Genomic DNA, 10,627 nt, shown 5'->3' on the forward strand with positions numbered 1-10,627 from the left:
AGGTGTCACAGGGCCGTTGCGACCACTAGGAGGGGCCGTGCACACCGATATTGATCCCCGGAGCCTGATCGGCCGCAAAGCGTTCGACAGGAACGGCACCAAGATCGGCACCATTGATGAGGTCTATCTCGATGACGCGACCGGCGAACCCGAATGGGCGGCCGTGCGCACCGGCCTTTTCAGCCGGGATGCGTTCGTCCCCCTGGAACCCAGCGAGCTGGTCGAGGAAGGGCTACAGATCCCCTACGACCGCAAGCTGATCAAGGACGCCCCGGATTTCGGGGTGGGCCGCCATCTCTCCCCCGAGCAGGAACTCCAGCTCTACCACCACTACCGGCTGGATATCTCCTCCCCGGAATCCGACGCCGCTTCGCCCCCGGGCGACAAGGACTTCGGCCACGTCGCCGGATCGGACGACTGACCGGCCCCGGGTCCCCCGCCCACCAGCGGCAACGGCTCCCCTGGCCGCAGCGCCGGATCATCGACGGCAAAGGTCCGCACCCTTCCCGGTGCGGACCACGGCTGCTCGAAACGTACGGTCACTCTCCCCACCCCGCTGCCCTGCACCCATCCGGCGCCGTAATCGTCGTGCACCACATCGAGCCCCGGTGACCAGCGGCGCGGCAGCTCCTCCTCCGGCTCCGGCTCGCCCCCCTCCGCCCCTGCCGGTTCCGCCGCCGCCCGGGCGCTCTCCTGCGCCTCCTGCTCCGTCGCGAGCTGCGCGAAGAGATCCTCCTGGGTGAAGTCGGCCAGCCCGCTCACGCCCACCCCCAGCAGCCGCACTCCGCCCGTGGTGTCCACCGTCTCCAGGAGGCGCGCCACGGCCTCCCGCACGACCGCGGGGTCGTCCGTGGGCCCGCGCAGCGTCTCCGACCTGGTCAGCGTCGAGAAGTCGTAGTTACGGACCTTGATCACCACCGTGCGCCCGGACCGCCCGGCCGCCCGCAGCCGCTGCACACACCGCTCGGCCAGCCGCATCAGCTCGGTCCGCACCCGCGTCCGGTCGGTGAGATCGACCTCGAAGGTGTCCTCCACCGAGATCGACTTGGCATCCCGCTCGGCCACCACCGGGCGGTCGTCCTGGCCCAGCGCCATCGCGTACAGCCCGGCGCCGTGTGCCTTCCCCAGGAGCCGGACCAGCTCGTCCTCCCCGGCCTCCGCGGTCTCCGCGACAGTGTGGATCCCGGCCCGGCGCAGCGCCTCGGCCGTGGCCGGCCCCACCCCGGGCAGCGTCCGCACCGGCATCGGCCCCAGCAGCTCCCGTTCCGTACCTGGCTCGATCACCACCAGGCCGTCCGGCTTCGCCGCCTCGGACGCGATCTTCGCCAGCATCTTGGCCCCGGCCAGCCCCACCGAGCCGGTCAGTCCCGTGGCCTCACGGATGTCGCGCCGCAGCCGCTCCCCCACGGCCCGTACGGCATCCGCCTCGGGCGCCACCCCGCCCGCCTCCAGGTCCACGAACGCCTCGTCCAGGCTCAGCGGCTCCACCAGCGGCGACAGCGCATGCAGCAGCTCCATCACCTTCTCGCTGACCTGGCGGTAGAGCTCGAAGCGCGGACTGAGATAGGCGGCGTTGGGGCACAGCCGACGCGCCTGCGCGGTCGGCATGGCCGAGCGGACACCGAAGACCCGGGCCTCGTACGACGCCGTGGCGACCACCCCGCGCGGCCCGATCCCGCCGACGATCACCGGCTTCCCGCGCAGGCTCGGCTTCGCCGCCTGCTCGGCAGAGGCGTAGAAGGCATCCATGTCCAGATGCAGAATCGTCGGCGCGGGTCTCACACAACCGATCCTCCCGCACCCCACTGACAATCGGCCCGAACCCGCTCCGAGGGCCGCGGCGGGCCTAGTGAGGGCTCAGCCCGCCCGGTTGCGCCGACGCGCGAGTTCGTCGTGCGGGTTCTCCCCGATCAGCGTCTCGCCGGTGTCCAGCCGCTCGCCGTGCAGCTCCGACAGCGCGGCCTCCACATCCCGCAGCACCACGCCCACCGCGATCCCGAAGACGCCCTGACCGCCCTGGAGCAGATCGACGACCTGGTCGGGCGAGGTGCACTCGTAGACCGTGGCGCCGTCGCTCATCAGCGTCATCCGCGTCAGATCGGCCAGCCCGCGCGAGCGCAGATGCTGGACGGCGGTGCGGATGTTCTGCAACGAAACCCCGGTGTCCAGCAGCCGCTTGACGATCTTCAGGACGACGACGTCCCGGAAGTTGTACAGCCGCTGGGTGCCGGAACCGTAGGCGGGGCGGATGCTCGGCTCCACCAGACCGGTGCGCGCCCAGTAGTCGAGCTGCCGGTAGGTGATCCCCGCCGCCGCACACGCGGTCGGTCCCCGGTAGCCGATGGTCTCCGCCGCGCGGTCACCCGACACCGCGGCGGGCCGCGCCGGTGCGCGGTTCGCTGCTGCATTCGGGTGGAGCGGCAACGCCCCTTCCGCCGCCGTACCGTCGCCGGTGATTGCCACGCCGCCCTCCGTCCTCCACGTCCCGGACGGGACCTGCCTTATCGACGGTATGCAGTCACTGGGGGTGCGTCAACGATCGCCGCGCTCGCCACGCCGAGTGATAATCACCCTACGAGTGGTTTCTCGTGACCTCGCGCGGGGAACGGCTAAAGAGTTTGGCCGGAATCAGACGCTTGGGCCGGCCGGGTCACTGGCTGCTGCTGCCGAAGTCCTCGGGCGAGATCTGATCGAGGAACTCGCGGAACTTCTCCACCTCGTCCTCCTGCTCGTCCGGGATCGCGATGCCCGCGTCGTCCAGCACACCGTCGGTGCCGTAGATCGGCGTACCGGTGCGCAGCGCCAGCGCTATGGCGTCCGACGGACGCGCGCTGACCTCGACGCCGCTGGCGAAGACCAGTTCGGCATAGAACACCCCCTCGCGCAGATCCGTGATGCGGACCTGCGTCAGCTCCTGGCCCACCGCTTCCAGCACATCCTTGAAAAGGTCGTGCGTCAGCGGCCTGGCAGGGACCATGCCCTGCTGGGCAAAGGCGATGGCGGTGGCCTCCCCCGGCCCGATCCAGATGGGCAGGTAACGATCGCCTCCCACCTCCCGCAGGAGCACGATCGGTTGGCTGGAAGGCATTTCCACCCGGACACCCACGACGTCGAGCTCGTTCACACAGCAACCCTAGGACGTGCCCGGCCGGTTTGGGTAGTCGGGCAGTCATTTGGTCACGGGAGGCGGACCTTCAGGACGGTCTGGACCCATGCGGCATGGAGGCGTACGGACAGGGTCGCCAGCTCCCTGGCGGTGGCCTCCGCATGCGCCCTGGTCTGCGGATTACGGTGCCGGCGAAGCGGCGCCACGACCTGCTCGACAAGGCCCGCCTCGCGCTCGGCGGCCGCCTTGACGGCACGCAGATGCCGTGGTTCGAGACCGAAGCGTCCCAGCTCGGCGACGAGTTTCGCCACCGTGACGGCCTCGCTGCCGTAGCTGCCGTCGGCATCGGGCGCGACCAACCCGTACGCCTCCCAGTCGGCCAGCGCCGCCTCGTCCGCCTCCGCGGCTTCCAGCAGCTCCTCCCGGCCGACCCGGGCGGCCGGTGCACGGTCCTCGCCCGCCTCACGCATCCCCGGAACAAGATCCCGGGACGCGGTGGCCTGGGCCGGCAGCTGCACCTGCTCACCGCGCTCCAGGGCGTCCAGATGCTCGCGGATGACTTTCAGCGGAAGATAGTGGTCACGTTGCATCCGCAGCACGCCGGCGAGCCGCTCGACGTCGGCGGGCGTGAATTTGCGGTATCCGGAAGGCGTGCGCTCCGGCTCGACCAGCCCCTCGGCCTCCAGGAAGCGGATCTTGGAGATGGTGACCTCGGGGAATTCCTCGCGCAGCAAAGTGAGCACCGTACCGATGCTCACCGGCTTGCCGTCCGAGGAGGCGGCGCCGGAGGACCCGGCACCGCCTTTCGGTGTGGGGCGCATATGCCTTCCCTGGCCGGTCAGATACCGGCGCCTCGCTGGCTCGCGTAGAAGACCAGCCGGAACTTGCCGATCTGGACCTCGTCCCCGTTGGAGAGCGCGACCGAGTCGATCGGCTCGCGGTTGACGTACGTGCCGTTCAGGCTGCCGACGTCGGCGACCGTGAAACGGCCGTCGGGGCCGCGCCGGAACTCCACGTGGCGGCGCGAGACCGTCACGTCGTCCAGGAAGATGTCGCCCTGCGGGTGGCGCCCGGCCGTGGTCAGCTCGTCGTCCAGCAGGAAGCGGCTGCCCGAATTCGGTCCCCGGCGGACGACCAGCAGCGCCGAGCCCAGCGGGAGGGCGTCGACCGCCGCCTGGGCCTCGGGCGACAGGGACGGCATCTGGGTCTGGCCCGTCGCCTCCGCGTCATAGGCCTCGATGCCCGAAATGGAGATCGTCGACGTCGTCTCGGACGCGCGTTCGGGCTGGGCGCCCGCGCGCAGCGGCGCACCACAGTTGGAACAGAACCGGCTCGCCTCGGCGCTCCGGTGCCCACACCTCGTACAGACCAGCACAGCCGAACCTCCACCCGGGGTTGAGGCCGATGGTTCCTGGGAACCTATGCGGGCGGCACCGGAGGGGTCAACAGAACCCGCGCCGTGCCCCCCGGACGGACCGCTGACCTCGTCACGGAAGAGCGGACGGTCCGTCCCGGCGTCGCCCTCCTCGGACCGGCCCGCGGCACGATGCCGCGCCGAGCCGCTGCCGCCTTCCTGGCGTGCGCTCTTGCCGAACAGCTTTCCAAACAACTTCACGGGCGATTCCCCTTGAACGAAACAGACCCGCCCGTGGGGCAGGACGAACCCTCGATGCACACACCGGCCGATCCGGACATCCTGTGAACGTCCGTGGCCATCAGACAGTTTCCACCACACACCACAATCACGGTGCGCCGACCCCCCGCTACCTCATGCCCTCCCCGGGCCATCGCCATACGTGAACCCCTCACTGCGATGACGACCGAGCGTAGTCAGGCCGCTTCGCCTCTCGCAAGGCATCCACAATGATCTTCCTTTGTCGGGTCACAGACACCCTGGCCTGCTCCTTTTCCAAAGTCTGAACCACCCCGCCGGGGATGTTCAGAGCCGGTTCCAGATCTTCGGGCTTACCGATGACCTTGAAACGGTAGGGCTGGGTGACCCGCTTTCCGTCGATCCCCACGCCGCCGCTCACATCCGAGAGATACGTGTTCGCGACGACCCGTACGTTGTTGACCTGGATGGCCTCGGCACCGGCCGCCCGCAGCTCCTGGATGGTGTCCAGCAGCTTGTCCGCCTCGACGGAGTGGGAGGCGTCGTCGATGGTCAGGGTGATGCCGGGGCCCTGCGCCGCGACGGTCCCGGCCAGCACGCCCAGCTGCTGTTCCTTCTCCACGGTCTGCTTACGGGCCTCCTCGGCCTGGTCCGAGCTGTTCTCCAGCTCGGTCTTCTGCCCTTCAAGACGCCGCTGCTCGTCCGTCAGCCGCTGGGAGCGGTTGTCCAGTTCATCCAGAATGCGCACCAGATCCTCCTGGCGCGCACCCCGCAACGCGCTGCTGTCACTCGTGGAACGTACCTGAATCGCCAGGCCGAGACCGAGAATGAACAGGAGCAGAGCAACGATCAGTTGAGCCCGGGTCAGCCGCGGCGGCCACAGGCTCGCGACGAGGCGCTGACGGCCGGTTTGCGGCTCTCCGGATGTCCCATCTTCCGCCACCGGGGCGGCGCCACCGGCATCTGCCGGTTTATCGGCGGTCTGCCGCGTGTCGTCCGATTTGCGCCCTTCTGGTTCCTCCCCCGCAACCTTGGGGGCGGGCCGGCTCTCCGGAGGCATCGGCCGCCGGTCGGCGGGCCCGCGGCCCTGCTGCGGCTCCGGCTCACGCTGCTCCGGCTCGTGCCGCTCCGGCGTCTTCTTCTCCGGCCCGGGGGTCTCGTCGGCTGTCATCCGCCTCACGCCCTGAAAACGTGCCGGCGGATCGCGGCCGCGTTGGAGAAGATCCGGATACCCAGCACCACGACGACTCCGGTGGAGAGTTGGGCGCCGACGCCCAGTTTGTCGCCGAGGAAGACGATCAGCGCGGCGACCACGACGTTGGAGAGAAAGGAGACGACGAAGACCTTGTCGTCAAAGATGCCGTCCAGCATCGCGCGCAGACCGCCGAACACGGCATCCAGCGCCGCCACGACAGCAATCGGCAAGTAGGGCTCGACCACCGTCGGCACCACGGGTCGGACCACAAGCCCGACCACGACTCCCACAATGAGGCCCAGTACGGCGATCACGATGTGCCCTTCCCTGTGTCGGCGCCGTCCGCCTTGGCGGCACCGGCCTGCGGCTTTGCGGTACGTACGGTCAAACTGGGCGCGGGCGGCAGCATGAGCTCACCCTCGGCCGAAATCTTGGTGCGCACGCCGTAGTTCTCCTGCAGTACCCGCAGATACTGACCGTCGGCGCTGGCCTGGAACGCGGTGCTCAGCCGCTGCCCGTCCCCCACCGCCAGCACCGTATAAGGCGGTACCAGTGGCTTGTTGTCGACCAGTATGGCGTCTCCCGCGGCCCTGATCGCCGAGAGTGACGTAAGCCGCTGTCCATTGACCGAGACGGCCTCCGCACCGGACTCCCACAGGCCGTTGACGACGCGCTGCATGTCCCTGTCCCGTACCCGCCCGGTGTCGGAGAAACCACTGCTCTCCCGCGGGCCGCCCCCACTGGACTCCGCATCCTTGGCGTCGTCCACCACCAGTTTCACGCCAGGGCCGGTCACTTCGGTCGAACCGGACAACAGGGCCAGCAGATCGACCTTGTCGCCACCGTGCGTCTTCAGCGCCTCGTGCTGCATTCTGCTGACCGCGTCCCGGGTCGCATCCACCCGCTTTTGCTGTGTGTCCGCCGCGCTGGTGCCCTTCTGGATGCGGTGGATGAGCTCCTCGCGTTCCTTCGCGAGCGTCGGTGCCGATATCCGCGCCTGAGCGGCACCTACCGTGACCACCACGGCCGCCAGGACGAGACCGGTGGCCAGGCCCAACTTTGCGCGCAGAGTGCGCGGCAGACCGCTGACGCCCGCGGCGGATTTGCGCGCAGCGGCCTCCGCATACCCGTCGTCGAGGCTGTGATCCATCACATTGGTCAGCAGCGACATCGACGCGTCGGGGCGCGCGGCCGGCTTCCTTGGAGTGCTCCGATCGGGGCGCTGCTGCGACATGCCGCTCATCGTCGCACGCCGCACTGACAGTCTCCCAATGGCCCCACCGGCGTGCCCGATTACGGGCACGCCGGTGTGCCGCGGTTCATCGCCCGGCGCTGTCCACCACGGCCGACCACTCGTCCAGCAGCTGCTGGGCGGAGGCGTCGTCCGGCCCCTCCGCCCACAGGTGCGTGACCGCCTCGGCCGGGTCGGGCAGCACCAGCACCCAGCGGCCATCGGTCTCCACGACCCGTACACCGTCGGTGGTGTCCACCTCCCGGTCGCCGGCCGCCTCGACCACATGCCGCATGACCAGCCCCTTGACCGCCCACGGCGTGGCGAGATCGCGGCGCAGGACATGCGCCCGTGGGATCCGCGCATCGATCTGGCTGAGCGTGAGCTGCGTGCGGGCCACCAGGCCGATCAGCCTGACGAACGCGGCCGCGCCGTCGAAGACGCTGCTGAACTCGGGGATGATGAACCCGCCCAGCCCGTCACCACCGAAAACCGTGCCCTCCATCCGGCCCACCCGGGTCAGATCGTCGGGCGAGGTGGTCGTCCACTCCACCTGGGTCCCGTGATACGCGGCGACCTGCTCGGCGATCCGGGTCGTGGTCACCGGCAGCGCCACCCGCCCGCTGCGCCGCTCGGCCGCCACCAGATCCAGCATCACCAGCAGCGCACGGTCGTCCTCGATGATCCGGCCGCGCTCGTCCACCAGGGACAGCCGCTCGCCCACGGGGTCGAAGCGCACCCCGAACGCCGCCCGCGCGGACGCCACGATCTCACCGAGCCGGACCAGGCCCGAGCGTCTGGCCTCGGCCGTCTCGGTCGGCCGGGACTCGTCGAGACCGGGATTGATCGTCAGCGAGTCGACCCCGAGCCGCCCCAGCAGACTGGGCAGCACCAGACCGGCGCTTCCGTTGGACGCATCCACGACGACCTTGAGCCCGGAGTCGGCGATACCCGTGGTGTCCACGGCCCGCAGGACGGATCCGGTGTACGAGTCGAAGACGCTCGCCGGGAAACGCAGATCACCGATCTCGCCGGGGAAGGCGCGGCGGTATTCCTGACGGGCGTAGACCCGGTCGAGCTTGCGCTGGCCGGCCTGCGAGAGGTCGGCGCCCCGCTCGTCGAAGAACATGATGTCGACGGAGTCCGGCACCCCCGGCGTCGTCCGGACCATGATGCCGCCGGCGCTGCCCCGGGCGGTCTGCTGGCGGGCGACCGGAAGCGGAACGTTCTCGAGATCCCTCACATCGATGGCGCTGGCCTGCAAGGCCGAGATCACCGCGCGCTTGAGCGCCCGCGCGCCACGGGAGTGGTCACGGGCGGTGGTGACGGTCGACCCCTTCTTGAGCGTGGTGGCATACGCACCCGCGAGCCGCACCGCCAGCTCCGGAGTGATCTCGACGTTCAGGATCCCCGACACCCCGCGTGCCCCGAACAGATGCGCCTGGCCGCGGGACTCCCAGATCACCGACGTATTGACGAACGCACCGGCCTCGATCGTCTTGAACGGATAGACCCGCACGTTCCCCTGAACGATCGACTCCTCGCCGATCAGACATTCGTCGCCGATGACCGCGCCGTCCTCGATCCGCGCGGCCCGCATGATGTCGGTGTTCTTACCGATCACACAGCCGCGCAGATTGCTGTGCTGCCCGACGTAGACGTTGTCGTGGACCACGGCCTTGTGCAGAAAGGCGCCGCTCTTGACGACGACATTGGAGCCGACGACCGTGTGCTCGCGGATCTCCACACCGGCCTCGACCTTGGCGTAGTCACCGATGTACAGCGGCCCCCGCAGCACCGCGTCGGGATGCACCTCCGCACCCTCGGCCACCCACACGCCCGGCGAGATCTCGAAGCCGTCGATTTCGACGTCGACCTTGCCTTCGAGGACATCCGCCTGCGCCTTGACGTAGCTCTCGTGGGTGCCGACGTCCTCCCAGTAGCCCTCGGCGACATAACCGTAAATCGGCTTGCCTTCCTTCATGAGCTGCGGGAAGACATCGCCGGACCAGTCCACCGGAACATCCGGCTCGAAGTAGTCGAAGACCTCGGGCTCCATCACGTAGATGCCCGTGTTGACGGTGTCCGAGAAGACCTGGCCCCAGGTGGGCTTTTCCAGGAACCGCTCGACCCGGCCGGCCTCGTCGACGATGGTGATGCCGAACTCCAGCGGATTGGGAACCCGGGTGAGGCAGACGGTGACCAGGGCGCCCTTTTCCTTGTGGAACCGGATCAGATCGGAGAGATCGAAGTCGGTGAGGGCATCACCCGAGATGACGAGAAAAGCATCGTCCTTGAGGGCCGCCTCCGCGTTCTTCACGCTCCCCGCGGTGCCCAGTGGCTTTTCCTCGTTGGCGTATGTGAGCTCCATTCCGAGCTCTTCCCCGTCGCCGAAATAGTTTTTGACGAGCGAGGCAAGGAATTGCACGGTCACGACGGTCTCGGTGAGACCATGCCGTTTCAGCAGCCGCAGCACATGCTCCATGATGGGCCTATTGGCCACCGGCAGCAGCGGTTTCGGCATGCTCGAGGTCATAGGGCGAAGGCGAGTGCCTTCGCCGCCTGCCATCACAACGGCCTTCATGTCGGAAGCGTCCTCCTCTAAGAGACGAACGGTCTTGCCGACTTCACTTGTCCAGGTCGCCCACTGTTGCTGTGCTCACGTTCGGGCACCGGACCTTGGCATAATCTGCCGGTTCGACGAGCTCAGTCGGCCGTGGCGTCCGCCCTGATGAGCCGGCGGACCTGGACCACGTAGAGGATCCCTGCCCACCAATACAGCGCCGTACCCCATCCCGCGAACGCCCAACCGAAAATTGTAGCGAGGGAGTGAAGCCAGGTGCTTCCGCCGCTCAGCAGGAGCAACGGGAAGGCATACATCAAGTTGAACGTAGCCGCTTTGCCCAGAAAGTTCACCTGGGGAGGGCCATACCCGTGACGCCCCAGGAATCCGACCGCGATCAGCAGCATCAGTTCGCGCGCGAGCAGTGCGGCGGTGAGCCAGAACGGCAGGATCTCACGCCAAGTCAGGCCGACGAGGGTGGAGAGGATGTACAGCCGGTCGGCCGCCGGATCGAGGATCCGGCCAAGACTGCTGATCTGGTTCCAGCGGCGGGCGAGCTTCCCGTCCAGATAATCGCTGACGCCGCTCAGCGCAAGCACCAGCAACGCCCAGGCGTTGGTGTTCGGGCCGCCGAATTCCGGCCAAAGGATCAACCACAGGAACACCGGCACGCCGACGAGGCGAGCCATGCTCAGAATGTTCGGGATGGTGAGGACGCGATCCGTCTGTACCCGCGTCTCCTGGACCTCCACTCGGAAGCCTCCTGGGTGAAATGTGCCGACGATACCCCTGACCTTACCTGCCGCGCCGACCACACCGCGCCGCGGGTCCCCGATCCGGGAAACGCGAAAGAGCCCCGCCGGGAACGTGGTTCCCGACGGGGCTCTCTCTAAGAATTGTTCGGCGGCGTCCTACTCTCC

At 68.5% G+C, this 10,627-nt stretch carries 11 protein-coding genes; 1 reads left to right on the plus strand and 10 read right to left on the minus strand.

From position 1 onward, the window contains the following. Nucleotides 1-37: 37 nt before the first annotated feature. Entirely contained in the window at nucleotides 38-421 is a 384-nt protein-coding gene (locus SNA_RS23535) for a PRC-barrel domain-containing protein (RefSeq protein ID WP_030072497.1), read from the plus strand. Here the strand turns inward: SNA_RS23535 and SNA_RS23540 are convergent. The 10 genes from SNA_RS23540 to clsA form a co-directional block, all read right to left on the minus strand. Then, nucleotides 331-1,782, minus strand: a complete 1,452-nt coding sequence (locus tag SNA_RS23540; protein ID WP_078970120.1) for a DNA polymerase IV — start codon at nucleotides 1,780-1,782, stop codon at nucleotides 331-333. The genes SNA_RS23535 and SNA_RS23540 overlap by 91 nt on opposite strands. Before the next feature lie 75 nt (nucleotides 1,783-1,857). Continuing rightward, nucleotides 1,858-2,424: a MerR family transcriptional regulator gene (locus SNA_RS23545; protein ID WP_420823505.1), complete on the minus strand. Its 567-nt coding sequence runs from the start codon at nucleotides 2,422-2,424 to the stop codon at nucleotides 1,858-1,860. Nucleotides 2,425-2,650: 226 nt separating this feature from the next. After that, the gene (locus tag SNA_RS23550) at nucleotides 2,651-3,124 is read right to left on the minus strand and encodes a bifunctional nuclease family protein (RefSeq protein ID WP_030072492.1); all 474 of its coding nucleotides are present in this window, start codon (nucleotides 3,122-3,124) and stop codon (nucleotides 2,651-2,653) included. 53 nt (nucleotides 3,125-3,177) lie between these two features. Next, nucleotides 3,178-3,927: a transcriptional regulator FtsR gene (ftsR, locus tag SNA_RS23555; RefSeq protein WP_030072490.1), complete on the minus strand. Its 750-nt coding sequence runs from the start codon at nucleotides 3,925-3,927 to the stop codon at nucleotides 3,178-3,180. Nucleotides 3,928-3,944: 17 nt separating this feature from the next. Further along, nucleotides 3,945-4,793 (minus strand): FHA domain-containing protein, encoded by an 849-nt coding sequence (locus SNA_RS44240; protein WP_241779801.1) that lies wholly within the window; start codon nucleotides 4,791-4,793, stop codon nucleotides 3,945-3,947. Between the two features lie 118 nt (nucleotides 4,794-4,911). Next, a complete protein-coding gene (locus SNA_RS23565; RefSeq protein ID WP_104532038.1) occupies nucleotides 4,912-5,889 on the minus strand; it encodes a DUF881 domain-containing protein in 978 nt (325 codons plus the stop codon). 5 nt (nucleotides 5,890-5,894) lie between these two features. Then, nucleotides 5,895-6,227, minus strand: a complete 333-nt coding sequence (locus SNA_RS23570) for a small basic family protein (RefSeq protein ID WP_003984969.1) — start codon at nucleotides 6,225-6,227, stop codon at nucleotides 5,895-5,897. Further along, nucleotides 6,224-7,147 carry a DUF881 domain-containing protein gene (locus tag SNA_RS23575; protein ID WP_037794056.1) on the minus strand — a complete coding sequence of 308 codons (924 nt, stop codon included), beginning with the start codon at nucleotides 7,145-7,147 and terminating at the stop codon, nucleotides 6,224-6,226. The genes SNA_RS23570 and SNA_RS23575 overlap by 4 nt, the downstream gene beginning before the upstream one ends. Nucleotides 7,148-7,232: 85 nt before the next feature. Next, nucleotides 7,233-9,728, minus strand: a complete 2,496-nt coding sequence (locus SNA_RS23580; RefSeq protein WP_030072482.1) for a mannose-1-phosphate guanyltransferase — start codon at nucleotides 9,726-9,728, stop codon at nucleotides 7,233-7,235. 122 nt (nucleotides 9,729-9,850) lie between these two features. Next, a complete protein-coding gene (clsA, locus tag SNA_RS23585; RefSeq protein ID WP_030072480.1) occupies nucleotides 9,851-10,459 on the minus strand; it encodes a cardiolipin synthase ClsA in 609 nt (202 codons plus the stop codon). Between the last annotated feature and the right edge of the window lie 168 nt (nucleotides 10,460-10,627).

The organism is Streptomyces natalensis ATCC 27448, from assembly GCF_000935125.1.
Taxonomy (GTDB): Bacteria; Actinomycetota; Actinomycetes; order Streptomycetales; family Streptomycetaceae; genus Streptomyces; species Streptomyces natalensis.

Coding starts and splice junctions, on each gene's coding strand:
- ftsR (WP_030072490.1), bottom strand. CDS start 3,927: ATGCGCCCCACACCGAAAGGCGGTGCCGGGTCCTCCGGCGCCGCCTCC.
- SNA_RS23565 (WP_104532038.1), bottom strand. CDS start 5,889: ATGACAGCCGACGAGACCCCCGGGCCGGAGAAGAAGACGCCGGAGCGG.
- SNA_RS23575 (WP_037794056.1), bottom strand. CDS start 7,147: ATGTCGCAGCAGCGCCCCGATCGGAGCACTCCAAGGAAGCCGGCCGCG.
- SNA_RS23580 (WP_030072482.1), bottom strand. CDS start 9,728: ATGAAGGCCGTTGTGATGGCAGGCGGCGAAGGCACTCGCCTTCGCCCT.